Here is a 25,755-nt window from a genome sequence, read left to right as displayed (position 1 = left end):
TTTCATTTTTTATATAGTTCCTACCAAAAGCACTGCCTCAACCGTAATCTCCGTCAACTGGCTCAAGTCCAGCTTGGACTGGTCCACTTGGAAAAAGAGGGGCGTCATGTCTGCCAAGACTTGAGCATGGGCGGCTGTAATCGGCAGAGTCCGGCTGACCAGCACTTGCTCCACCTGCCCCAGGTAAGACTTGAAATGGTCCACGATATCTTGGTTGTCATAGGACTCCTTACGGAGTTGGTCTTTGGCTAAATGGCGGAGCTCCTTGAGGTGATTGGGGCCTGGGACTAATTTTAGAATAGCTCCACCAGCTTTCAGCACTCTGGCAAATTCCTGATAATTAGCTGGGGAGAAGATGTCCAAGATCCCGTCAATGGTCTTGTCTTGAATGGGTAACTTAGTCAAGTCACCGACAAACCATTTGACCGACTTGGTCCTGTCAGATCTAGCTGCCAGGAGGATGGAATCCTTGGAAATATCAAAAGCAAGAATGTCCAAGTCCATTTTCTCGGCTAACTTACGGGAATAAAAACCCTCTCCACAGCCGATGTCCAAGACAGACCGCAAGCCTAGCTCTGCTATTTTTCCCTCCAAAGCCGCATAGAGATGATCGTAATAGCCCGCCTCTAAAAAGGCCTGGCGGTTTTCAAAGCTAGACTTGTGGTAGTTGGCAGACTGCTTGACCTGGGGTGCCAGATTGACGTAGCCCTGCTTGGCGATGTCGAAGGTGTGGCGGTTGGGACATCGGAGGCTATTGAGGTCAAGACCAAGAGCCTGCCCACAATGGGGACAGGCGAAAAATTGGTCGCTATTGGCAAAACGTTGGTGTTTGGTCATCTTATTTGTATTCTTTTCTAAAGCGGTGCAGGGCTAGTCCTGATAGGAGCGTGGCAATGGCTCCTGTAAAGACCAGCAAGTAGCCGACTGGAATGAGATAAAAATTTTCATGCAGAATGCCCTCGGCATCGATATACTCGACTGAGTTTGCCTCGATGATAAAGCATACGAAGCCGAGTAGCATGAGAAAACTACCAATAATGGTAATGGTCAGGTGCATCTGGGTGCGGCGGCCTTCACGACCGTCTTTTACAAGTTTTTCTGTCATGTTGTTCATGTCAGTTCCTCCTAAGATAAGGTGATCTAAGGAGATCGAAAAGACAGAGGACATGAGAATCAAGAGCTCCAAATCAGGTAGATTCTTGTCATTTTCCCAATTGGAAACAGCCTGCCTGGTCACATTGAGTTTGAGGGCAAACTGCTCTTGGGTCAAACCTTTCTTTTTTCGTAAGTCTTTGATTTGTTGTCCAAAGTTCATTTCTTCTCCTTTCAGGAACCTGTCTGGCAGGTCCTAAACTCATCTTAGCCTGTCGGTCGATGTTTGCCAAGAAAGACTGGCTTGCTCTGGACTTTTTTAGCGAAAGGTGGTCTTGCTAACTCCGCAAGACTGACTTGCAAGCCTGTTCTATCAAGGGTTTGAGCCTCTTGTCAACTTGCTGTCAACCTAGCCCATCTGCTCAGATAATTCCTCCCATTCTTCCATGAGGTTTTCTTGTTGGGCAGTCAATTGATCGATTTCTTTCTGGTAATCGGTTAGCTGACCGATGTCGTTGGTTTCTAGCATGGCTTGGTTGAGCTCGCTTAAGCGGTTTTCGATGCTATCGATTTCTGCCTCGATTTGCTCGATGCGGCGGGCTAGTTTGCGTTGCTCTTTTTGGTTTTCCTTTTGTGCTTGGTAGTCCATAGCTCCGGCTGATTGGCTAGTACTTTCTAGCTGGTCAGGCTGGGCTTCTGCTTGCTGCTCTGCCTTTTTCTCCAAATAATAGTCATAGTCGCCCAAGTAGAGCGTGGAGCCAGTTTCCGAGATTTCGAGGACCTTGGTGGCGACGCGGTTGATGAAATAGCGGTCGTGGCTGACAAAGAGCAGGGTGCCGTCAAAGTCGATGAGGGCATTTTCCAGGACCTCCTTACTGTCGATGTCCAGGTGGTTGGTCGGCTCGTCGAGGATGAGGAAGTTGTTATTTTCCATAGATAGCTTAGCAAGGAGCAGGCGGGCTTTTTCCCCACCAGATAGCATGGAAACGGACTTTTTGACATCATCGCCTGAGAAGAGAAAGGCTCCTAGGCGGTTGCGAATTTCCACTTCAGGTGTGGTCGGAAAGGCTGACCAGAGCTCCTCCAAGACGGTGTTGGAAGGCGTCAGGGCAGACTGGGTCTGGTCGTAGTAGCCCACTTCCACGTTGGCTCCTAGCTTGGCTTCCCCTTTGATAAATGGCAGAGCTCCGATGATTGATTTGAGCAGGGTTGTTTTTCCGGTACCATTTGGTCCGACAATGGCAATGGCATCCAGCTTTCGTTGGTCAATAGAAATAGGCTGGGAAAGAATGTTTCCATCGTAGCCCACCGCAGCATTTTCCACTGTCAAGACGATATTGCCAGAAGTCTTGTCCGACTGGAAGGTCATATTGGCAGACTTCTGACCAGTTGTTGGCTTGTCCAGTCGCTCCATCTTTTCCAACTGCTTGCGTCTAGCCTGAGCACGCTTGGTGGTCGAAGCACGGACAATATTTTTCTGAACAAAGTCTTCTAACTTTGCAATTTCCTTCTGCTGCTTCTCATAGTTTTGTAACTCAGTCTGTAACTTCTGCTCTTTGAGCTCGACAAACTGAGAATAATTGCCCACATAACGATCCAAGGAATGCTTGGTCAAATCCAGTGTCAGTGTCGCCACCTTGTCCAAGAAATAGCGGTCATGGCTGACGATAATCAAGGCTCCCTTGTAGTGAACCAGATAATTTTCCAACCAAGCAATGGTTTCAATGTCCAGATGGTTGGTTGGCTCATCCAGGACCAAGAGTTCTGGGCTTTCAAGAAGCATCTTCGCCAGAGCAAGTCGAGTATTTTGACCGCCAGAGAGTTCGGAGATTTTCATGTCCCACATGGTCTGGTCAAACTTAAAACCGTTCAAAATGGCACGAATATCCGCCTCATAGCTAAAACCACCTGCCAGACGAAATTCCTCCGACAGACTATCATAGGTATTCATGAGCTGGTCGAGTTCACTACCAGATAGACTACCCATCTGCTCTTCCATAGACCGCAGGCGTTTTTCCGTCGTCCGCAGGTCGTCAAAGACATGAAGCATTTCATCGTAAATGGTATTTTCTGACTCAAAACGGCTGTCCTGTGCCAGATAAGAAAGGGACAAATCACGCTTGGTTGAAATATCACCGCTTGTCGCTGCTTCTTCTCCGACAAGGATTTTGAGCAGAGTAGACTTGCCTGCTCCATTTTTTCCGACAAGGGCAATCCGATCCCGCTCGTCCACTTGAATGTTGATATTGTTAAATAAAACTTCGCCCGCAAAAGAGCGTTCAATCTTGTTTCCACTTAGAATAATCATAGCAATATTGTACCATAAATTTGCCGAACCATGACACCTGCTATTCACCAAAAATATAGATAGCCAATCCTTCTACCCAAAAAAGCTCTATAATGTCGTCAATGGTTAAAACCACTAGCGAATTATAGAGCTATTTTTGATACGTCCCAATTAGTTTAGCTTAACGAAGAGTTCGCTTTTCTACTGCAATACAGAATTCTGTTAACTCTCTCAGTTCTATCTACAAACTGAATACCATTATGAAATATCATCTTCTTCTCGCTCCTTACGACGACGTTTAGCGATGAGCGCAAAAGCTCCTGCTAACATCGTAGCACTCAACAATCCTGATACTGAAGACTGCGTTTCACCTGTATTAGGTAGCTTAGTTGCCTTCCGATTCACTGGTTTTGCAACTTCAGAAGTCATCGCAGACATACTTGCTGACGTGGACGCCGATGTACTTGCGCTAGTTGAGACACTTATGCTTGCTGACAACGATTGAGAGGTACTTATGGATTCAGATACCGATTGAATATCAATTTTTGGTAATTCCATGGAAGTACCACCAGCATTTGATACAATCCAAATCTCTGACGCACTTGTCGATGCAGACGTGCTGGCGCTGGTTGAAGCGGACGTGCTTGCACTTGTCGAGGCAGACGTACTTGCGCTGGTTGAAGCACTTGTACTTGCCGATGTTGAAGCGGACATGCTGGCTGACGTTGATGCGGACGTGCTGGCACTTGTCGATGCTGACGTACTTGCGCTAGTTGAAGCACTTGTACTTGCCGATGTTGAAGCGGACGTACTTGCTGACGTTGAAGCACTTGTGCTTGTCGATGTTGATGCGGAGGTACTTGCCGATGTTGATGCGGACGTACTTGCTGACGTTGAAGCACTTGTGCTTGTCGATGTTGATGCGGAGGTACTTGCCGATGTTGATGCGGACGTGCTGGCACTTGTCGAGGCAGACGTACTTGCGCTGGTTGACGCTGAAGTACTTGCTGACGTTGAGGCAGACGTGCTGGCTGACGTTGATGCGGAGGTACTTGCACTTGTCGATGCAGACGTACTTGCCGACGTTGAAGCGGACGTACTTGCCGACGTTGAAGCACTTGTACTTGCACTTGTCGATGCAGACGTACTTGCCGACGTTGACGCAGACGTGCTGGCACTCGTTGAAGCTGATGTACTTGCCGACGTTGAAGCACTTGTGCTTGCGCTTGTCGATGCAGACGTGCTTGCACTCGTTGAGGCAGACGTGCTGGCGCTGGTTGAAGCACTTGTACTTGCACTTGTCGAGGCGGATGTACTTGCACTCATTGAAGCAGATGTACTTGCGCTGGTTGAAGCGGACGTGCTTGCACTTGTTGAGGCGGACGTACTTGCCGACGTTGAGGCAGATGTGCTCGCGCTGGTTGAAGCACTTGTACTTGCCGATGTTGAAGCGGACGTACTTGCTGACGTTGAAGCACTTGTGCTTGCACTTGTCGATGCAGACGTACTTGCTGACGTTGATGCGGACGTACTTGCGCTGGTCGATGCAGACGTGCTGGCACTTGTCGAGGCGGACGTACTTGCCGATGTTGAAGCAGACGTACTTGCACTTGTCGAGGCGGACGTACTTGCCGACGTTGATGCGGAGGTACTTGCACTCATTGAAGCTGACGTACTTGCCGATGTTGAAGCAGACGTACTTGCACTTGTCGAGGCAGACGTACTTGCGCTAGTCGAGGCGGACGTACTTGCACTCATTGAAGCAGATGTGCTCGCGCTGGTTGAAGCACTTGTACTTGCACTTGTCGAGGCGGACGTACTTGCGCTTGTCGAAGTAGACGTACTTGCACTTGTTGATGCTGATGTGCTTGCTGACGTTGAAGCACTTGTGCTTGCGCTGGTTGATGCGGACGTACTTGCCGACGTTGATGCGGATGTACTTGCACTCATTGAAGCTGACGTGCTGGCTGAAGTACTTGCGCTGGTCGATGCTGACGTGCTTGCGCTGGTTGACGCTGAAGTACTTGCTGACGTCGATGCTGACGTACTTGCACTTGTTGAAGCTGACGTACTTGCACTTGTCGATGCGGACGTACTTGCCGATGTTGAGGCAGACGTGCTTGCACTCATTGAAGCGGACGTACTTGCTGACGTTGAGGCACTTGTCGATGCCGATGTACTTGCGCTAGTCGATGCAGATGTACTTGCGCTGGTTGATGCGGACGTACTTGCTGACGTTGAGGCAGATGTGCTCGCGCTGGTTGAAGCACTTGTACTTGCACTTGTCGAGGCAGAAGTGCTTGCGCTGGTTGATGCGGACGTACTTGCCGATGTTGATGCGGATGTACTTGCCGACGTTGAAGCACTTGTGCTTGCGCTAGTTGACGCGGACGTGCTTGCGCTGGTTGAAGCACTTGTGCTTGCGCTTGTCGATGCGGACGTACTTGCACTCGTTGAGGCACTTGTGCTTGCGCTAGTCGAGGCAGACGTACTTGCGCTGGTTGAAGCGGACGTGCTGGCTGACGTTGATGCGGATGTACTTGCACTCATTGAAGCTGACGTGCTGGCTGAAGTACTTGCGCTGGTCGATGCAGACGTGCTTGCTGACGTTGAAGCACTTGTGCTTGCACTTGTCGAGGCGGACGTACTTGCACTTGTTGAGGCACTTGTACTTGCGCTGGTTGACGCTGAAGTACTTGCTGACGTTGAGGCAGACGTGCTGGCTGACGTTGATGCGGAGGTACTTGCACTTGTCGAGGCTGACGTACTTGCGCTGGTTGAAGCACTTGTGCTTGCGCTTGTCGATGCGGACGTGCTGGCACTCGTTGATGCGGACGTACTTGCCGACGTTGAGGCAGACGTGCTTGCACTTGTCGATGCGGACGTACTTGCGCTAGTCGAAGCACTTGTACTTGCGCTGGTTGAAGCACTTGTACTTGCGCTGGTTGAGGCACTTGTGCTTGCGCTTGTCGAGGCGGACGTACTTGCGCTGGTTGATGCGGACGTACTTGCTGACGTTGAAGCACTTGTGCTTGCACTTGTCGATGCGGACGTACTTGCTGACGTTGAGGCGGACGTACTTGCTGACGTTGAAGCACTTGTACTTGCACTTGTCGAGGCAGAAGTGCTTGCGCTGGTTGATGCGGACGTACTTGCCGATGTTGATGCGGATGTACTTGCCGACGTTGAAGCACTTGTGCTTGCGCTAGTTGACGCGGACGTGCTTGCACTTGTTGAGGCTGAGGTACTTGCTGACGTTGAAGCACTTGTGCTTGCGCTGGTCGAAGCAGATGTACTTGCGCTGGTTGATGCGGACGTACTTGCTGACGTTGAGGCAGATGTGCTCGCGCTGGTTGAAGCACTTGTACTTGCACTTGTCGAGGCAGACGTACTTGCCGACGTTGACGCAGACGTGCTGGCACTCGTTGAAGCGGAGGTACTTGCACTTGTTGAGGCAGACGTACTTGCGCTGGTTGAAGCGGACGTACTTGCACTTGTTGAGGCAGACGTGCTTGCACTTGTTGAGGCAGAAGTACTTGCTGACGTCGATGCAGACGTACTTGCCGACGTTGATGCGGAGGTACTTGCGCTTGTTGAAGCAGACGTGCTGGATGACGTTGAAGCGGAGGTACTTGCGCTTGTCGATGCGGACGTACTTGCACTCATTGAAGCGGACGTGCTTGCGCTGGTTGAAGCACTTGTGCTTGCACTGGTTGAGGCGGAGGTACTTGCACTTGTCGAGGCTGACGTGCTTGCGCTTGTCGATGCTGACGTGCTGGCACTCGTTGATGCGGACGTACTTGCCGACGTTGAGGCAGACGTGCTTGCACTTGTCGATGCGGACGTACTTGCGCTAGTCGAAGCACTTGTACTTGCGCTGGTTGAAGCACTTGTACTTGCGCTGGTTGAGGCACTTGTGCTTGCGCTTGTCGAGGCGGACGTACTTGCGCTGGTTGAAGCGGACGTACTTGCTGACGTTGAAGCACTTGTGCTTGCACTTGTCGATGCGGACGTACTTGCTGACGTTGAGGCGGACGTACTTGCGCTGGTTGAAGCACTTGTACTTGCACTTGTCGAGGCAGAAGTGCTTGCGCTGGTTGATGCGGACGTACTTGCCGATGTTGATGCGGATGTACTTGCCGACGTTGAAGCACTTGTGCTTGCGCTAGTTGACGCGGACGTGCTTGCACTTGTTGAGGCTGAGGTACTTGCTGACGTTGAAGCACTTGTGCTTGCGCTGGTCGAAGCAGATGTACTTGCGCTGGTTGATGCGGACGTACTTGCTGACGTTGAGGCAGATGTGCTCGCGCTGGTTGAAGCACTTGTACTTGCACTTGTCGAGGCAGACGTACTTGCCGACGTTGACGCAGACGTGCTGGCACTCGTTGAAGCGGAGGTACTTGCACTTGTTGAGGCAGACGTACTTGCGCTGGTTGAAGCGGACGTACTTGCACTTGTTGAGGCAGACGTGCTTGCACTGGTTGAGGCAGAAGTACTTGCTGACGTCGATGCAGACGTACTTGCCGACGTTGATGCGGAGGTACTTGCGCTTGTTGAAGCAGACGTGCTGGATGACGTTGAAGCGGAGGTACTTGCGCTTGTCGATGCGGACGTACTTGCACTCATTGAAGCGGACGTGCTTGCGCTGGTTGAAGCACTTGTGCTTGCACTGGTTGAGGCGGACGTGCTTGCGCTAGTCGATGCGGACGTACTTGCACTTGTCGAGGCAGACGTACTTGCACTCGTTGAGGCAGAAGTACTTGCCGATGTTGAAGCTGACGTGCTTGCGCTGGTTGATGCGGAGGTACTTGCACTTGTCGAGGCAGACGTACTTGCGCTGGTTGATGCTGACGTGCTGGCTGACGTTGAAGCACTTGTGCTTGCACTTGTTGAGGCAGACATGCTTGCACTGGTTGAGGCAGACGTACTTGCACTTGTTGAAGCGGAGGTACTTGCACTTGTTGATGCTGATGTGCTTGCCGATGTTGAAGCAGACGTACTTGCCGATGTTGAAGCAGACGTGCTGGCTGACGTTGAAGCAGACGTACTTGCACTTGTTGAAGCGGAGGTACTTGCGCTAGTCGATGCGGAGGTACTTGCACTTGTCGATGCGGACGTACTTGCGCTGGTTGATGCGGAGGTACTTGCACTTGTTGATGCGGACGTGCTGGCTGACGTTGAGGCACTTGTACTTGCACTTGTCGAGGCGGAGGTACTTGCGCTGGTTGAAGCACTTGTACTTGCGCTAGTCGATGCGGAGGTACTTGCGCTAGTTGAAGCACTTGTGCTGGCGGACTCGCTGGCTGATACTGAGGCTGAGGCAGACTCAGAATTCCTGTCAGTAACATTTAAAGTATACGTTTTCTCAGTCTTAGCACCGTAGGCATCTGTCGCTGCTACAGTTACCGTATAGATTCCTGCTACTAATGTCTCTGCTGGAACATTCGGCTGGCTTCCTTGATAAACAATACTACCTTTTGCATCCTTTACCGTATAGGTAATAGTGGTTGTAAGACTATCATTTGGGTCTCTGCCATCTTCCGCATCCGTCACAGTAACACCAGTAGAGATGTCAATCGTTGTTTTTCCACCACGGTCAACGGTTTGATCAGAAACTGTCACTGCAGGTGCTTGGTTAGCTCGGTAGGTAATTGGAACTTGAACATCCTTATAAACGCCTTGAGCTGTGGTAATACGAACTGTTGCTGTCCCATCTGTCGTAGGAATAGATGATACTAATTTCTTCGTGTAACCGATCGTACTTCCACCAGTTGAAACTGTTACTGCATCCAATACTTCCTGTTCAGACGGAGTATGATTATACAAACGATTCTCTAATGAGTTGTTTGCTGTCGCATCCATCACCCAGAGTTTGAAGTTCTGAAGCTGTGTTGCATTTCCAAAGGAATCCGTAAAAATCAAACTTCTTGAATACACACCAACCCCGTTATAGGTCGAACTTGCAGTTCCTGAAAATGCCCCGGTTGACTGGTTGATTGTAAAACCTGAATTCGTTTCTTCTAAACGACTCGTTCCATCCGCTTGCGTTTTGTAGAGACGAACACTTGAAAAACCATTCGCATCTGTTGCAGTAACGGGATAAACTGCATTTGTCCCATCCTCTGTCTGAATACTTGTACCCTTAAAGATGGCCATATTGCTAATGCCAGTTATGGTCGGGGCACTATCGGTAACACTTAGTGTATAGCTAGTCGTTGCCGTCAAGCCTTCCGCATCACTACCTGTCACGTCTACAGTGTAAGTTTTAGTTGGGTCAAGCGTACTCGTATTTATCGTCATATGACTTGTGTTTGTAATAGTACTTATGACCGTATTTGTTGACGCATCTTTTAGGACAATTTGGGTAACTGATGGAGTAAGGTTGTTTGCTTCATCCTCAACATCACGTACAATTACTCCTGTTCTTAAATCATATGTTGCAACAACGCCCTTGTCTACCGTTCGATTAGCTGCTGTAATCGTAGGTGCTTGGTTAGCTCGGTAGGTAATTGGAACCTGAACGTCCTTATAAACGCCTTGATCTGTGGTAACACGTACGGTTGCCGAACCATTTGTCGTAGGAATAGAGCCTATAATCTCTTTTCCTACACCTATACTTCCGCTAGAAGTCCCTTGAATCGTAACCTGATTAAGAACTTGATCAGCAGTTGGCGTTGTTTTGTAATTCTGTGTCAGACTACCGGCTGTAACATCATAAACATAGAGTTTAAAATCCGTTAGACCAGAAACATTTCCCAAACCATCCGTAAACTCCATGCTCCGACTATAGACGCCTGGATTTCCCTGATAACTTGCTCCTGTTGTGCCAGAGAACGCCCCTGTTGTCTGGTTAATTGCAAAGCCTGATGTTGTATCTTGGTCACCTTTCGTACCGTTCGATCTGGTGATATACAAACGAGCACCTGAAATACCATTTGGATCTGTTGCGGTCACTGGTGTAATGCTGGTCGAATTATCTGTACGCGCTATCGGTGTATTCTTAAAGACAGCCATATTGTTAACAACAGTCGTTGTAGGTCCAGTATCGGCAACTCTCAGTGTGTAAGTTCCTGTGGTAGTTGCACCATCATTATCTGCACCTGTTACGCGAACAGTGTAGGTCTTGCCAAGTGTTAGAGTAGAGGTATTAATGCTAGTAGCTGTCATATCCGTGACTGTCTGAACGACACTACCAGTATCATCTAGTACTTCATACTTGGTTACCCTTGGTGAGGTGGCACGTTGGTCTTGTGATGAACCGTCTTCCGCATCTAAAACAACAACGCCTGTTGAGAGGTCGTAGGTCGCCTGACGTTTATCGGCAACTTGTTCGCTTGATGTCACTGTAGGAGCTTGGTTGGCGCTGTAGTTAATCGGAACCTGAACATCTTTGTAAACGCCCTGAGCTGTCGTTACTCGTACGACAGCATTTAATGTCTCCGCAACACCAGTCGAATCAGGGATAGAGATGACACTTTTTGTCACAGTTGTCGGGCTATCTCCCTTATCTACAGTTACCGCATCCATAACCTCCTGCTCAGATGGTTTATTCTTATGAGCGCGAGAGAGGGTAGAGGCCGCTGTATCAATAATGTACAGTCTGAAGTTTCCAGATGTTGAACTGTTATTGAGACCATCGGTAAAGGTCATAGTTCGAGTAAAGAAACCAGCACCACTTGCTTGCGAGATTGTCCCGCTTAGGGCACCAGTCGTTGTGTTGACCGAGAGACCCGTATCTCCGCTGATTGACGAGTTTGTAATGGTTTTGGCCTGTTGTTCAACTGTATTATTGACCCCATTAACAGCGTCCCTCTCAGTCGCCACTACTGGTCGGATGCTATTGCTGCCATCTGTTGTTGCAATGGCTGTACCTGCAAAGACGGTGTAATCTGTCACAGATTCAATGGTTGGTGGGTAGTTGACAAAAATTGCTGTATCCGCAGAGTTGGTCTGACCTTGAACCGTCACTTTTACGTTAACAGTTTTTGATTCATTTAAGGCTGGTAGCGCATCCTTAGGAGTGATACGGAGATTATTTATTATATTCTGAACATCAGAAGGAGCACCCGTCTTGATTTGTGAACGAACCTTGTTCACAATTGTATCCGTTGTTACTTGCTCATTCCAAGCCATGTTTACAAAGTTATTGGCGGTTTTGAGTTCAACGATAACAAATCGAGACTCTAGCCATCCATTAACATTGTTCGTCATCCGATTTCCGGCAGCATCCAAGGCATACGGCGAACGAGTGAAATAGGTACGCTCCCCAACTGTTCCAGTATAAACAGGAGTACCTGAAATGAGAAATTGGTTTTGATCTGCAGTTCCCGCAACTCGCTTGACTTCTACAACAATGCCTGGCAAGGTTTTAAGAATATTGTTTACTCCGTTTTGAAGTTCGTCCAACGAAGTGCTATCGCCATAGTAATTGATTCCCTTCATTCTCCATGTATCGGGATGACTAGCCTCTTTAACTACAGCAAAAACGAGTGGAGTATCAATTTTAAAGCCATTAAATAGAATTAAATGGTTCGTACTTACAATCTGAGGCGCTACATTATCCGTCGCTAGAGCTACAGACACCTCTTCTGTACCTGTCTGTAGACGCAACTCTTCTGCCAAACGGGTCGTCTCGGTTCGGACAACTTCTGCCTTGGCAAGGAGTTCTTCCTCTGTAGCACTTGCACTGCTTAGTAAGATACTGGCATCAATGGCACTATTTTTTGTATCTGTCGCTAGGGTGACCAAGGAAGCCTTTTCTGTATCATCGTAGAAGCGACGCAAGACATCATTGGAAAGAACCAAGGCTTCTGAACTTACTTGCTCAAGAACTTTCTTTGCCGCCTCTACTTCAGGAGTGGATAAAAGAGGAGTATCCTCTTTTTTTACAACTTTTACCGTCAACAGGTTAGCCCCTGACTCCGTGACCTCCTGCGAAATTGTGCTGGCTTGACCGTCCGCCAAGCTATAGCCATCTGGTGCTACAACCTCAACCGACACAGTGTTTTTTGCACTGGCTTCTGCCGTTATGACAGTGACAGTTTTAACATCTGCTGAAACAAGAGAGCCATCTTCTCGCTCATATTTGACGATATAGTTGATATTGGCTACTCGATCTACAGTCTTGACCGATTGTGTCGTCTCAGACTGGCTAGACGAACTACTGTTCAAACTAGTAGCTACTAACCCTGTTGCAACTTCCGAACTTGCAGTAGCCATAGCAACGATAGTACTATCGGGCTGCGCCAAAGCATCCGTTGGAGCAAGCAAATCAGTTGAAGGCGCATAAGAAAGGGCGCCTCTACTCTCAACAGCAACCAGACTGGACTCAGACACCTTACTTCCTGATGGTTCACTACTATTTTCTGAAGCTACTGCTCCTATCGAACTCGTCTTTCCCTCTACTAGGCTGCTAGAAACAGACATAGACACACTGGTTGAGGCAGATTCTGACGCTGATGTCGAAACGGAAACACTCGCAGAGGTTGATGCAGAAACAGAAACAGACAAACTAGCACTCTCTGAGCTAGATAGACTAACTGAAGCAGACTGGCTGGCGCTAAAAGAACCCGAGGTGCTGGCACTCCCTGACCCTGCCTCACTAGCCGTGGCGGAACCTGTATCTGATGCAACACTTTCTTCCGAAACCACTTCCGTTAAAACGCTTTCAACAACCACGATATTTTTATCAACAAGGGTGTCTGTGCTATCAACCTGTTGCTCCACTACAGCGACTTGCTCTTCTGCAAAAGTATTCAGCGCAAGGGTCGTCCCAGATATGGCAGCCCCCGAGGCTAACAAGGCCTGTAAGTAAGCCAGACGAGAACTTCTCTGCTCCTCATTTGTTTCAATAATCGGCAAAGTAACCTTGGCCTGCCCCTTCCCTCTAATCACGCGTAAAAGACTGATTTGGGACAAGACCGTCCGAACCCAGTTCTTACCCGATTTATGCATTTTGACCCGACTTCTACGTCCAATTTCATCAAAATGCTTATTAAATCGTTTTTTGTTCATGAAAACTCCCTAGAAATATTCATTTTTCTTCACACACACGATATATATATATGGATAAAATAAAACTTTATTACTATTTTACCATAATTATAAATCTATATCAATAAGAACAACTTTTTTGTTTATATATACAATTACAAAATATTATATTCAAACACCTCTTGAATTTCTTCTAAAAAATCTTAATTCCCACCAAATATGCTAATGTCTATTTCAAGCAGAATAACGACTTACTTCCTATAAAGAAATAAGGAAAACAGTATACATCTATCGCAGAAGCAAGCCTAAAAATTCAAAAGATATACTGAATAACTATACTATAACTAAAGTAACTAAAAATTAGCTTAATTGAGCCTCTCATTTTTAACTTCTAAAATCACGATTCCACCAAAAAATGGTAAATTCCAACACAAAACATCTTCTAATTTCTCTATTGATTAAATCGAATAAATGAATAAGAATAAACAAGCACGCCAGCAACTGCTCTTCCCACTCTTGAAAAAAAGACGGATGCCTGCTATAATATCATTAGGATACTACTGCTCACTACCCCACCTGGCCCCTGTCAGTAGATTTAAATTTTTTTCATTTGATTTCGAATAAATAAGTGGGAGTGGGAAAGAACTCGACTAGTCAACAAAGAGTTCGTTTTCCCACCCCCGCACAGTTGATTAGGTCAGATTTGGAGTGTAATACACGAACAAATCTGCCAATCAACCACTGCGCTGAGATGCTGACACTAACTCTGAGAAGTGTTTTGCCAGACTCTGCCATTAAGAAATCAAATGAAAAGGATGTGGTAGATTGAGACATAGTCGCTTAAAACCAACACAGGATACAGTCGCCAAAAAGATTTTTCAAAACAAGGAAGTCACCAAGGCCTTTGTGTCAGACATTTTAAACCTAGCTGTTACAGAAGTTGAACTCTTGGACGGTCACCAGATTAGCCTGCCCAATGATCATTCGCCCCGCGGTTTCTATACGGTGACGGACATTTTGGTCAAGCTAGACGACGGCACCCAGGTCATTATCGAAATTCAAATTGTCAAGCAAAAATTTTTCATCAACCGCCTGTGGACCTATATCTGTACCCAGGTACATGATAATTTTGAACATGCCCGTCAGGAACACGGCGACACGCATACCACCCACGAATGGCTCTATCCTGTTTATGGAATCGCCCTCGTGGAGAAGAATTACTTTGACGATGACCAACCCTTTCACATCTTCTCCCTGCGAGAAGAAAACACCAATCAAGAACTGTTTATCCAGCCAAAAAACAGTGACAAACAGCACAGTCTGGTCAAACTCGCCTTTCTGGAATTGGGCAAATACCAGCCCGAAACTATCTCAGAATACGACTTGAAAAAATGGTTTGAATTTTTTGGAAACCGAGACTTCACTATCCAACCAGACAAGATTATTTCACAGGCAGAACATGCCCTAGACTACACAACATGGACCAAGGAGGAACAAGACATGTGGGATAAAGAATTTGACAGAGAAGAACTCTACTACTCATCCCTACGTGAGGCACGAGAAGAAGCTTGGGAAGAAGCTTGGGAAGAAGCTTGGGAAGAAGCTTGGGAAGAAGCTTGGGAAGAAGCACGGGAAGAAACTGAACAAAAAGAACGCCTGGAATTTGCCCAGCGTTTATTAGCAGAAGGGTTGGATAATGATATTATTGCTCGCTGTACAACTCTTCCCCTCTCCCTAGTCGAACAACTTCGTAGTCAATTGGCGACAGGTGGGTAGTTAGGCAGAACATGGACCAAGGAGGAACAAGACATGTGGGATAAAGAATTTGACAGAGAAGAACTCTACTACTCATCCCTACGTGAGGCACGAGAAGAAGCTTGGGAAGAAGCTTGGGAAGAAGCTTGGGGGAAAGCGGAACAAAAAGAACGCCTGGAATTTGCCCAGCGTTTGCTTGCAGATGGTTTAGATAATGATGCGATTGCTCGCTATACAACTCTTCCCCTCTCCCTAGTCGAACAACTTCGCAGTCAATTGGTTGCAGGATTTTAAGCGTTTAGAGTGGAACTAAAAACAGTCTAGAAATAGACCATACAACTGATATTGGGAAGACGAACTCTGAGAAACCTCAAACTCTTTTTAGTTGTCGACTTCTGATACCACAACTAAAGGAATATAACATTCCCTCCCTATGATAGAATCAAAGCCAAAAAATTTATAATTAGATTACTAGGATCTTTCCTAGTAGTCTTTTTCTGTACTAAAAATTCAGGATATTTCGTTTGTTTTTTTTAAATAGCAAAAGTTGCTTTTAATACTTGACATACAGGGACAATGATTGCTTTTTGTGAACCACGTCGACTTTGAATTTGTTATAATCGGCTCTCTAGGGCTTTTTTTTGACAGTGAAAGTAGGTCGGCATAAACATTTCTTCTAAATATGAATAACCATGTCGAATCTTGCTACTTCCTTTCTTATCAGAACTCTCATTATTACAGAGGCTGGGCTCAAGCCCAGCACCGTTTCTCAAAGTTAGTGTCAACATCTCAGCGCAGAGGTTGATTGGCTTTAACAGTCTGGGAATAGACTGTTTCAGCTCAACAAATAGAAATATAGGCTTGTTGACGAACTCTTCTATGAAGGGTCGAGTTCTTCCCACTCCCACCCAGAAGGCTAAATCTCTAGCAGTTGGAAATAAGGATACGACGTTTCCTCGCACGTCGAAGTAATCAAAGATAAACTGATAATTGACAATAAGAAAAAGGCTGGATCAACCAAGCCTTATCTATTTATCAAAAAAGAATTGAATAATCCTAAAAATAATCAAACCCAAACTAATCAGCACCGAGAGAATAATGATGATATGAAAATCAAAGCCTCTCTTTTTTTTCTTTTTTTTAGGAAGAACATACCGCTCTTCTTCCAAGCGTTGTTCAATTCGTTCTCTCAAAGGATGTTTTCTGGTCATAGTTTCTCCTATCCTATCAAACGCTGATAAGCAGCAACATCAACTAAATTAGCCTCTTCTTCCTGACAAGTCAATAGACGGTTTGCTTCTTCTCCTGACTCAGTCAGAAGATTCTGGATTTTAGTAACTAAGAGCTCTACCTGCAAGGAACTAAAACAATTTTCTTTGGCCACATAGATCTTGGCGTGAGCAGTTTCACCAAAAGCAAAAATCAACAAGCGATGTTCAAAGGCAGTTCGTACAGCTGATAAAATCTCGCCACCATGGTTGATGTCCAGATAGATACTGGTTTTCTGATACAAGTCCCTCACCATATCCATGGAAATATTTGGATAAAGAGTCACATTGGCATGATTACCAACAGCCATCAAATGACTAGACATCTCTGTAATGGCACCAATATGAAAATGAAGATTGGGCAAACCTGTAATCAAGTTATCCAATTGCTCTATTTGATCAGAATTGGTTAAAATTAAGGCTTCTGGTTTCAACTTCTTTTTCTCCTTGAAAGGATAGAGGAAACCCAAATAAACAATCTGTTCCCTCTGTTCCGAACTGGCTAATTCTAGCAAGCGTTCATAAGTGGCCTTATCCTGTACCACTACCTTGCTTGGTCGTCTGCTCTGCTGATTGAGCAATAGGAGCATATTACCTGGAATACTATCATGAATTGGTTCCTGCCAGAAAAGAATGTCTTCACCATCCTCATTGAGATAGAAAGTCGTCAAGAAGGATAAACCCAGGCTATTGTAAATAATACGGTCTAACTCAAAACCTGCCTCCTTGAGATAGAAAGCAATCCATTCATGCTTCGTTTTGAAAAAGTAGATACGGTTTTGATAATTCAAAATCAGGTCGCCCGTTTCATGATTTTCAACCAAGACTTCTTGCCCCTTGAGACCATAATAGCTAGTCTGAGTAGCCTGTCCCTGCCTGTCATAACTAGTCTGACCAAAACGAACCCCTTTATCATTGTAACGGTCTGTTACCACAATTCGCCCAGCCTCATCATACCAATCCACTGCCTTGATCAAACGCTTATGGCTTGGATGGGCGTAATGAATCTGGGCACGTTTATTGGCAAAATTATAAATAGCAGCCTGGCTATTATCACCTCGAATTTCCCAAAAAGCCGGAGTTTGTAGTTGATTGAAATACAAGGCATGACCTTCCATCTGCTCATACTGGGTAAAAAAACGATAAGGCGAGGTCACATCGTGAGGTAGAAAACCGTCATCATTAAGGACAATAGTCGGATTATGATAACCCGAGCATAGCAGGGAATAGTGCAAATCCCAACTTCCTTGATGATAGCTATCAAATAAATGAATCATTGTGCAACCTCCTCTACTAAGTCTAGCCACTTTTTCTCAATTTCATAGGTTAAAAATTTAGAAGCAACTTGGTAGGAGGCTTCCTGCATGGCCTGACGATTTTCTTGGCTAAAGAAAATGCGAATAGCCTGACAATACTGGGCAACAATTTCCTTCTCATCTTCTACTTGTGGAAAAGGCAAGAGATAGCCATTGAGCCCATCTTGAATAAAGGTCTGGTTGCCGTATGGAGCGTCAAAACCAATAAGCGGCAAACCAGCACCAATAGCCTCTAGCAAGGTCAAGCCAAACCCTTCGCTCTTTGAGGCTGTAAGATAAAGCTCATAATTCTGATAGACCTCTGTCAAATCCTGATGACCTTTTAGTTGGATATAGTCCTCTGCACCATACTCCTTAATGATAGTTTCGATTTTATCTTGCTCGCCACCACTGCCATATATATCAAATGTCAATTCTGGCAGGTGTTTCTTTGCTGCAATCACAGCCTTGGTCAGCCAGTCTACATGTTTTTCCGTAGCCAAACGTGAAGCTGTAATCATGGAGTAGGGCTTTCTCTTTTCCGAATGACGTATAGTATCAATGCTTCCTACCGGTATATCAAGCACACGGGGAACCTTGCCCACATAACGAGCAAACTGTTCTTCTAGAACTTCCTTCTGCCGTTGCGTCGAGGTGATAAAGAAATCAACACTATCTGCATGAACAAACTGGTAGTCATAGAAGTTATTCCAAAGTATCGTTTGGTCCGTCAAGCTATTTGGGCTATAGTGTTCTGCGTGAATGACCACTCCTAGCCTAGCTGGTCCTTTATTGGCAAAAACGGCCTGTCCTGTACCTGTCGCACGGTCCAAGATGACAATATCCTTGGCAGTCAGCTGCAATTGCTGCATAAAATAGGCAATCCATTCATCCTTGGAAGAAAGGATGGCATCTGGCATGCGGTAAACAGAGTTTTCACCATCAATTACCTCTTCATAGGCAACCGAACCATCTTCATTAAAGTAGCGACGGAGATAGAGATGAGCCCTGTTATCACGGGGAGTGTAGTACTCACTGAAACTTCTCATATAGGTGAAAAAGTCCTTCCGAATCAGCATTCCTCTAGAAACGTATTCGACACGATGTACTAGGTCTTGATCTTCCTGACGCAGATAGGCTGTCAGAAATAAGTCCTGTTCCTCATAGAAGAAACGCACAATCTTCCCGTCCCGTTCTTCTCTAGTAATATTCCCAGCAACATCTTCCCGAAGCTGGTCTAGCGTATAACTAATCGGAGCAATCTTTTGATCCGTGAAAAAAGTGTAGAGCCAGATAATCTCCTTATCCTCAAACCCAATATTTCGGGTCAAGTCAGCCAGAGTATCCTGACCAAAGAAATCGGTAAAAATAAATTTGGCATCCACTCCCTTACGACGAAGAAGTTGAGCCCGATAAGCCTGGGCATATTCTACACCACTACTGGCCCAGCCTATCCCAAGATTGATATTATAGACAGTCATTTATAGCCCTTTCTTAAGCAAAATACACCTGCATCTCTCCCTTTTCCGTATAGGAAACATCGCTCAAAAGGATGTTCTGAAGGATACCGCGTTTGATTTCTTCTTTCATTTTCTGATAACCTTTATAGGCTTCCTGATGGTATTCAAATACTGGATTGCGCTGAGCTACCTGTCTGGCACCTGCGATAATGCGAAGTTGTTGAAGATAATCTACCTCTTCCACCCAGCATTCATCGATGGCTTTTAGCACAGCCAGACGTTCAAACTGAAGATAATCGGTCGTTAGAAGTTCTTTTTTCCTCTGAATTTCTGCTTCAATGATTCCCAGCAAGAAAGCTCGCACTTGTTTGTGATTCCTTACTTCCAGATGTTCTGGAAAAGCCTGAAAATCGTAGGTAATATGGTCTAAAATATAGCGTTCCAAACTATGAGCTTCTAATATTGGATGGCGTTTAAGGTAGAGGTCAATGTCTTCTTTGGCAAATTGCAAAATATCTAGAGCCTGACTCCGCCCCTCAATAATAGCATCTCTTTCTCTATAAACATAATCCCGTTGGAGTTTGACGCTTTCGTCAAATTGCAGGGTCATGCCCCGTGAGGCTCTTCCAGTACCATCACTAGCCTCTTGAGAGTGTTGTAAGGCTTTCCTGAACCGTTTCCCAGTCAATTCTTGTGGCTTACTCGGATCCACCAAATCTTTATTCTTCTTATAAAAATCTTGAATCCACTTACCACCATTTTCAATCAGAAGATCATCTTCTAAGCAGGCAAAAAATTGACTAAAACCTGGGTCTCCCTGGCGACCTGAACGACCGCGCATTTGCAGGTCCATTCGTTGACTTTTCATCCGTTCTGTCCCTATAACAGCCAGACCACCCAATTCTCGCACACCTGGTCCCAGCTTTATATCCGTTCCACGACCAGCCATATTGGTAGCCACCGTGACTGTTCCTAGCTGGCCAGCTTCCGCCACCATCTGCGCTTCTTTCGCTGCATTATAGGCATTGAGCAAGCTATGGGGAATCCCTTCCAACAAAAGCATCTCCGAATAAATCTCTGACATATTGACCGAGCCTGTTACCAGAAGGATGGGTTGACCTGTCGCATGGATTTTCTTCACCAAGTCCAAAGAAGCAGTAATTTTTTCAGGCATGGTCGTATAAATCTTATCCGGATAATCCTTGCGAATGACAGGCTTGTTGGTCGGGATTTGAATCACTTCCATGTTATAGGTTTCGATAAATTCCGCTTCTGCGGTCTTACCCGTTCCTGTCATTCCAGCCAGCTTATCAAACATCAAGAAAAGATTTTGGTAGGTCACTGACGCAATCGAACGCATTTCCGGAGTGACCTTGACCCCTTCTTTTTGTTCAATAGCCTGATGAATGCCCCCCTGTAGCCTGGTTCCAGTCAGCACACGCCCGTCCGTCTTGTCCAGCAATTTCACCTCATCATCTTGGATAACATAATTCTTTCCCAAAGTGTATAACTTATGGGCCTGCAAGGCCAAGATGACATGACGGACCAATTCCGCATGATCAATATCAAACAATTCCTGCGAACTAAAATAACGCTCTGCCTCATCCATTCCTGCCTGGGTCAACCAAACTTCTCCGTGCTCTCGGTTATAGTAATAGCCCACTCCCTCTTTCAAACCAGTAACGAAATGATCAGCAATAGCATAAAGGTTAGACTGCACACGGGGAGAGCCTGAAACAATCAAAGGCGTTTGGGCTGTGTCTAGCAAGACAGCATCTGCTTCATCAATAATGGCATAATGAAAAGGGCGCAGGTATTTATTATTCTTATGGGTCGCCAGATTCTCAAAGAGATAATCAAAACCTAAACTACCATTGGTCGTATAAACAATGTCCGCTGCATAGATGTCTTTCTTAGTGAGAGCAGCTTTGGTGGTCCGATCATCCGAATCATCCACACCACAAGCCACTGTCAATCCCAAAAAATGATAGACCGCTCCCATCTCTTCTGCATCACGACGCGCTAAATAGCCACTGGTCGTTACCAGCATAGCACTCTTGCCTTCTAAAGCATTGAGATAGAGAGGCATGGTAGCTGTTAGGGTTTTGCCCTCGCCCGTCTTCATCTCCGCAATATTGCCCTCGTGAAGAACAATGGCTCCCATTACTTGAACAGGATAGGGAAACATGCCCAAGACACGCTTGGCCGCCTCGCGAACCAAGGCATAGGCCTCCACCATGAGATCATCCAAATTTGCACCAGCTGCCAATCTCGCTTTGAACTCCTGAGTTTTAGCTCGCATTTCAGCATCCGTCAGGCCTGCCATCTCCTCTTTTAAGCTATCAATTTCTGTAAAAATCCTCTTCAATCTCTTTAAACGATAATAATCCATAGAGAAAAATTGTCGGAGTTTTTTCATTCGTTCAAGAACCGTCCTTGTCTAAAAATTGCTGGATAAGGAATCGGAGGGGATGAACCAGAGAAGAAACAAAACCTTCACTGACATCCTTCCTCTCTTCTCTCTCCCTCCTAGCACGCTGTATCAAATCCTCTACATGCGAAAGGGAAATCCCTTGTTCTTCCAAAAGTGAATGATAGGTCTCAATAGGATAAAATACCGAACTTAGAAACAAGCCAGCCGGTTTTATTTTCTCGCTATAGTAAGCAGCTGCTAGATTCCCTCTTGGCCCATAAGCAAAAAACTGAACCCTTGCTTCCGGGTGTCTAGCCACACAATCCATGATAAATTGCTCCGTTTGAGGATGGAACATGGATACATCGTCAGCTCTATCAGAAACAAAGACTATATCACCTAGCCTGTCTATACATTCTGCAAACAAATCCTTCTCATAGTACACATCTTCAGGATGCTCCAGAAAAACAATATGTAAGCGAGAAGAACTTGTAGGATTACATTTTTCTTCCAAAAAAATCAACTCTTCCTGAGGGGAAAAGACCGATTGCAACCAAATAGAGCGAAAGGTCAAACGTTCACAACCAGCATTCAACAAGGCAATCTCGTAGGAATAAGCTTCCTTGGGATAGGTAAACGATGCTTTCTTATCTTTTAAAATCTCAAATCCCAGCTCTTTTCCAAAACGATCAAAAAACACCACGCGCAAGTAAATACTCCCCTGAGGATAGGCCTCCGCATCCAGAATCAACTGGTAGCTGGCTCCCTTTTTCAAAATAGGAAGAGTCGGGGTCTGCCGCTTGGCCTGGAAATTGGTCCGAGAATACCAGTGCTTTATTTCAAAACTTGGAGGCATGAGGGGATTTTCAAAAGAAATAGCCTCTTTTTCAAAATCAATCCGACTCCCATACGAATAGCTGTCTTGTGCAAAATGTTTCCACTTAATCTCTAACCGCACACTATTTTCTCCTATTAAAATCCTTGTGCAGCATATCATAATACTGCTTGATAAACCAACCAGAAGTTGCAGCACTACCATCTAGGTGGCGACCCGAGTAACCTCTACCCAAAATAGTCGCTCCCGTTTCCTTACTGGTTCGAACCAAATTTTCAAAAGCAGCCGCATCATAATCATCTTCTTTCATGTAGGCCACTGCAAATTTTGTCGAGGCATAGACTCCTTCTTCCATCAAAGTCCAAAAACGCTGGTTGAGCCTGTCTGCTGCTTCTTGATCCATGGACTGATAGGTTGAATATAACAAATCCAAGGACGTTGGAAATCCACCAGGCCTGTGTAAACGCTCAGCTAAAGCCATATCCCCCAAGCTCAAAAGGGGCTTGCTAATCACAATCCCATGAGGTTTTAATTTGGCTCCATAGTAGGAAGCACCAAAAGTACCCATGGACATGCCGGATAGGATCAATTGACTGGAATCAAAACCTAGAAAATCCAAAGCTTCTTCTATCTTGCCTTGAATCTTATCTTCCAGTTCCTGACTTCCCAAATAGAAGGCCCCACCATCCAATCTTGGATCACAAATCAGCATAAAGGGTGTTTTCAAGCCTTTCATCATCCAAAAACCTTCAAAGCCTTCGGCAGTACGAAAACCTGAGAAATAAACACAGAGGGGTGGTTTAAAATCAGCAGGGTCAAAGTAAGTAAAAATCTCCTGGAGCTGATGGTCGACAAGCCGTTGTCCGCCCAAGATAAACTCACCCAATCCATTCCTTCCCCAACGATAGTGAAGGTCACCGATTTCTACTCTTCCAACACCTTTAGCTAAGATAGAAATGAAGAGATAGCCATCTATATCAGCATCGATGACAACCTGATCCTTCAAGCTATCCCCATCAAATTCCCACTGCTGATAAATTTGACTGGTAGCCCCATTTGGGATGAGCCGAACAAGCATTCGGATGTCAGCCGTAGAAGAATGACTGTGCTCTAAAAATAAATTCAAAAACTGCCATTCACCATAGGGAATATTGTAACGAAAGAAGGCCAACTGCTGAAAATCGTCCCCGAATTCCCCTTCAAAAGTCATGTATTTCCGCCCCTGCATGTGAATCTTGCCTGAAAAATTGGGGGAAACTTCCATATCACTAATATGAACCTTGGCACCATATTGTCCAACAAATAATCCCTTGGATAGGGTATGAACAAAAGCCTCTTTTTCTCTAGGATTATAGGCTTGAGCCATGACCTTTTTTAAAAACTGCTGGAGCCATTCCGACGTGTTCCAACCTGCTGGATAAAAAATCTCATAAACCTTAAACAGTTCACAAACCTTTTTCACAGTCCCTGGGTATATTTCATCAGCTAAAATAAGGACAGCATACTGAGGATAAGCATCCAGTTTTTTCTGTAAAAGCTCTACCTCTTCTTCCAAGGTTTCCAGTAGCAGATTCTCCTCCTGGACTTTCTCAGCTTTCTTATTTTTTTCAGTTTCCTCTAACAAGCTTGCCAATCGTTTTCTTGTTTTCTCTAATCTAGACCTATCCTTTTTCGCAGCATCAATCTGACCAAGCAGAATGTCCAAATCATCTAGAGAATAATAATGCCATTCTAACTTTTCAGAGATGGCTACTTCTTCCCGCCAATTCTTTCCACCAACTTGTAAAATAGCTATTTTATTTCCCATTAGTTTATTTTTTCTTTCACTTTTTCTACTAGGACACCACTTGTATATTCCGAAATTTTTTGAACAGAATGAATGAGCGACTTATTCCAATTGGTCAGACCTGCTAGGTAGAAATCGATACCTGCTAGTAGACCTCCATCCCTGAAAAGAATAAAACCATTCTTCATATGTTCAACAAATTCTGTCTCCACTCGATTGATTTGAGGAATACCAGAACTAATCCCTGCAATTTGGGTATACAAATCTGGCTCTTCTGCCAAATCAATAATCAATCGAACATATTGAAAGGCTTGAATAATCTCATTTTCGCTATGTAAAAAGGACAGCTTGATGCGACTCTCCTGACTTTCTGAATCTCCAAATTCGAACATCTGTCCTTCTTCTTTTTCAAAAAACAGATAGGGTTCCGACCTGGTTTCTAGAAATTCTTCTAAATCTTGACTAAGATTTTTGACCGTTTCTTGGTTTGTCTGATAAGACACCAGATGCAGATGCATATCCTCGTATTCTTCCATCCTGTTAAAGAGCACTTCCAAGCAAGCCTGGTACTCGTCTGGGCTTAAACCATCCAATAAAAAGTAAACTTCTAGTTCTTTCAAACGTTGGCTCTTACCCAAGGACAAACGGGTATCAAACAAGGACAAATGATGGACTGGAGCAATCTTAAATGTTGACAAGTAATCAGCTGTCTTCTTACTATCCGTAAGAACCAAGTCAGCCATAGCCAACATAGGTAGAAGTTTTGCTGTCTGCTCCAAAGGGAAACGTTGACCAAAAAACGATAGAACAACCTTTTGGCTACCCTTGGCCTTCATGACCACATCATAGTGCTGAGGAGAGGCCGTTAAAAAGATATGGGCCTCCTCTGAACTACTTTTCAGATAATAAGCCAAACGTTCTTGAACCAATTCTTCCATGTTCTCATAGAATGCTTTATCCGAGATGGCCACTTCCAATTGAGGATTGATTTCAATATGTTGGTCATTGTCTCCTAAAAATTCCCGAATTCTCCACCTGCCATCTAAGCCCAAATAATCCTGATAGAGCGGCTGCCAATCCTGGTAGTAAAGAATACTTGATACAAAGCCCCGATCATCAAAGACCATTTTTTTGAACAAACTCCCCTTGTCAAAGAAACTAATCCAAATAACCTGTCCCGATTCACCAAATTCGATCTGGGCATAGACTTCTCCACCTAAGAGAGCAAGAGCTAGGAAAGGGCTATTGACAAATTCAATCCCCTGTGGCCAGTCAAAATCCAGATAATCAATCACTGCACCCTGATAGTCTCCAATTCCTTGCAACTGATCGAAAAGAGACCAGGTATCCACCTCAAACAAATCGTAACGGTGCTTGTAATACCGAAGATTGGGCATATAATTCAAGATGAGCAGTCGATTCTTTTCTCCTGCCGTTTCGAACATGCGCAACTGATTGATGGTGTCATCAAAACGAGCGGTCGACCACATATTGTACCAGTTATTGGTATTATCATACCAAGTCCTCTGTTCTGGATACCAAGCTGGAATAAAGTAATGTGTCATACATTC

Annotated in this window: 16 protein-coding genes and 1 pseudogene; 3 read left to right on the top strand and 14 right to left on the bottom strand. The window is 45.4% G+C overall.

Annotated elements, in window-relative coordinates:
- Positions 1 to 9: 9 nt before the first annotated feature.
- From CWM22_04540 to CWM22_04515, 6 genes and pseudogenes are all read right to left on the bottom strand, one after another.
- Entirely contained in the window at positions 10 to 837 is an 828-nt protein-coding gene (locus CWM22_04540) for a methyltransferase domain-containing protein (protein ID AUC91226.1), read from the bottom strand.
- A gap of 1 nt (position 838) precedes the next feature.
- A complete protein-coding gene (locus CWM22_04535) occupies positions 839 to 1,315 on the bottom strand; it encodes an XRE family transcriptional regulator (protein AUC91225.1) in 477 nt (158 codons plus the stop codon).
- Between the two features lie 44 nt (positions 1,316 to 1,359).
- Entirely contained in the window at positions 1,360 to 1,455 is a 96-nt protein-coding gene (locus tag CWM22_04530) for a hypothetical protein (protein ID AUC91224.1), read from the bottom strand.
- Positions 1,456 to 1,501: 46 nt separating this feature from the next.
- Positions 1,502 to 3,400 (bottom strand): ABC transporter ATP-binding protein, encoded by a 1,899-nt coding sequence (locus CWM22_04525; protein ID AUC91223.1) that lies wholly within the window; start codon positions 3,398 to 3,400, stop codon positions 1,502 to 1,504.
- A 237-nt stretch (positions 3,401 to 3,637) separates the two neighbouring features.
- Entirely contained in the window at positions 3,638 to 11,590 is a 7,953-nt protein-coding gene (locus tag CWM22_04520; GenBank protein ID AUC92840.1) for an accessory Sec-dependent LPXTG-anchored adhesin, read from the bottom strand.
- A 1,551-nt stretch (positions 11,591 to 13,141) separates the two neighbouring features.
- A pseudogene (locus tag CWM22_04515) lies at positions 13,142 to 13,393 on the bottom strand (accessory Sec-dependent LPXTG-anchored adhesin).
- 613 nt (positions 13,394 to 14,006) lie between these two features.
- Between CWM22_04515 and CWM22_04510 the strand changes: the two are divergent.
- From CWM22_04510 to CWM22_04500, 3 genes are read left to right on the top strand one after another with little or no spacing between them, the layout of a single operon-like run.
- Positions 14,007 to 14,201: a hypothetical protein gene (locus CWM22_04510; GenBank protein ID AUC91222.1), complete on the top strand. Its 195-nt coding sequence runs from the start codon at positions 14,007 to 14,009 to the stop codon at positions 14,199 to 14,201.
- Positions 14,198 to 15,148, top strand: a complete 951-nt coding sequence (locus CWM22_04505) for a hypothetical protein (GenBank protein AUC91221.1) — start codon at positions 14,198 to 14,200, stop codon at positions 15,146 to 15,148. Before CWM22_04510 ends, CWM22_04505 begins: the two co-directional genes overlap by 4 nt.
- A 33-nt stretch (positions 15,149 to 15,181) precedes the next feature.
- Positions 15,182 to 15,421 (top strand): hypothetical protein, encoded by a 240-nt coding sequence (locus tag CWM22_04500; protein AUC91220.1) that lies wholly within the window; start codon positions 15,182 to 15,184, stop codon positions 15,419 to 15,421.
- 320 nt (positions 15,422 to 15,741) lie between these two features.
- Here the strand turns inward: CWM22_04500 and CWM22_04495 are convergent, their stop codons facing one another.
- From CWM22_04495 to asp1, 8 genes are all read right to left on the bottom strand, one after another.
- On the bottom strand, positions 15,742 to 16,035 hold the full coding sequence (locus CWM22_04495) for a hypothetical protein (GenBank protein AUC91219.1): 294 nt from the start codon (positions 16,033 to 16,035) through the stop codon (positions 15,742 to 15,744).
- Between the two features lie 120 nt (positions 16,036 to 16,155).
- A complete protein-coding gene (locus CWM22_04490; GenBank protein ID AUC91218.1) occupies positions 16,156 to 16,338 on the bottom strand; it encodes a hypothetical protein in 183 nt (60 codons plus the stop codon).
- Between the two features lie 8 nt (positions 16,339 to 16,346).
- Positions 16,347 to 17,672, bottom strand: coding sequence for an accessory Sec system glycosylation chaperone GtfB (gene gtfB / locus CWM22_04485; GenBank protein AUC91217.1), 1,326 nt, complete (start codon positions 17,670 to 17,672; stop codon positions 16,347 to 16,349).
- Complete coding sequence (gtfA, locus tag CWM22_04480; GenBank protein AUC91216.1) at positions 17,669 to 19,171, bottom strand: accessory Sec system glycosyltransferase GtfA; 1,503 nt, start codon at positions 19,169 to 19,171, stop codon at positions 17,669 to 17,671. The genes gtfB and gtfA overlap by 4 nt, the downstream gene beginning before the upstream one ends.
- 13 nt (positions 19,172 to 19,184) lie before the next feature.
- Positions 19,185 to 21,569, bottom strand: a complete 2,385-nt coding sequence (gene secA2, locus CWM22_04475; protein ID AUC91215.1) for an accessory Sec system translocase SecA2 — start codon at positions 21,567 to 21,569, stop codon at positions 19,185 to 19,187.
- 4 nt (positions 21,570 to 21,573) lie between these two features.
- Complete coding sequence (asp3, locus tag CWM22_04470; protein AUC91214.1) at positions 21,574 to 22,602, bottom strand: accessory Sec system protein Asp3; 1,029 nt, start codon at positions 22,600 to 22,602, stop codon at positions 21,574 to 21,576.
- The gene (asp2, locus tag CWM22_04465) at positions 22,523 to 24,205 is read right to left on the bottom strand and encodes an accessory Sec system protein Asp2 (protein ID AUC91213.1); all 1,683 of its coding nucleotides are present in this window, start codon (positions 24,203 to 24,205) and stop codon (positions 22,523 to 22,525) included. The genes asp3 and asp2 overlap by 80 nt, the downstream gene beginning before the upstream one ends.
- Entirely contained in the window at positions 24,205 to 25,749 is a 1,545-nt protein-coding gene (gene asp1 / locus CWM22_04460) for an accessory Sec system protein Asp1 (GenBank protein ID AUC91212.1), read from the bottom strand. Before asp1 ends, asp2 begins: the two co-directional genes overlap by 1 nt.
- Between the last annotated feature and the right edge of the window lie 6 nt (positions 25,750 to 25,755).

The sequence above is a fragment of the Streptococcus suis genome (assembly GCA_002831545.1).
In the GTDB taxonomy this organism is placed as follows: domain Bacteria; phylum Bacillota; class Bacilli; order Lactobacillales; family Streptococcaceae; genus Streptococcus; species Streptococcus suis_P.
Note: the sequence above shows the minus strand (reverse complement) of the source record. Positions and strands in the feature narration are given on the sequence as shown.

What these genes read in the sequence shown, in the direction of transcription:
- CWM22_04535 (AUC91225.1), bottom strand. Translation starts at nt 1,315, where the DNA reads ATGAACTTTGGACAACAAATCAAAGACTTACGAAAAAAGAAAGGTTTG.
- asp1 (AUC91212.1), bottom strand. Translation starts at nt 25,749, where the DNA reads ATGACACATTACTTTATTCCAGCTTGGTATCCAGAACAGAGGACTTGG.
- CWM22_04520 (AUC92840.1), bottom strand. Translation starts at nt 11,590, where the DNA reads ATGACGAACAATGTTAATGGATGGCTAGAGTCTCGATTTGTTATCGTT.
- CWM22_04540 (AUC91226.1), bottom strand. Translation starts at nt 837, where the DNA reads ATGACCAAACACCAACGTTTTGCCAATAGCGACCAATTTTTCGCCTGT.
- gtfA (AUC91216.1), bottom strand. Translation starts at nt 19,171, where the DNA reads ATGACTGTCTATAATATCAATCTTGGGATAGGCTGGGCCAGTAGTGGT.
- secA2 (AUC91215.1), bottom strand. Translation starts at nt 21,569, where the DNA reads ATGAAAAAACTCCGACAATTTTTCTCTATGGATTATTATCGTTTAAAG.
- CWM22_04490 (AUC91218.1), bottom strand. Translation starts at nt 16,338, where the DNA reads ATGACCAGAAAACATCCTTTGAGAGAACGAATTGAACAACGCTTGGAA.
- gtfB (AUC91217.1), bottom strand. Translation starts at nt 17,672, where the DNA reads ATGATTCATTTATTTGATAGCTATCATCAAGGAAGTTGGGATTTGCAC.
- CWM22_04525 (AUC91223.1), bottom strand. Translation starts at nt 3,400, where the DNA reads ATGATTATTCTAAGTGGAAACAAGATTGAACGCTCTTTTGCGGGCGAA.
- asp2 (AUC91213.1), bottom strand. Translation starts at nt 24,205, where the DNA reads ATGGGAAATAAAATAGCTATTTTACAAGTTGGTGGAAAGAATTGGCGG.
- CWM22_04500 (AUC91220.1), top strand. Translation starts at nt 15,182, where the DNA reads ATGTGGGATAAAGAATTTGACAGAGAAGAACTCTACTACTCATCCCTA.
- asp3 (AUC91214.1), bottom strand. Translation starts at nt 22,602, where the DNA reads ATGGTAGTGCTGCAACTTCTGGTTGGTTTATCAAGCAGTATTATGATA.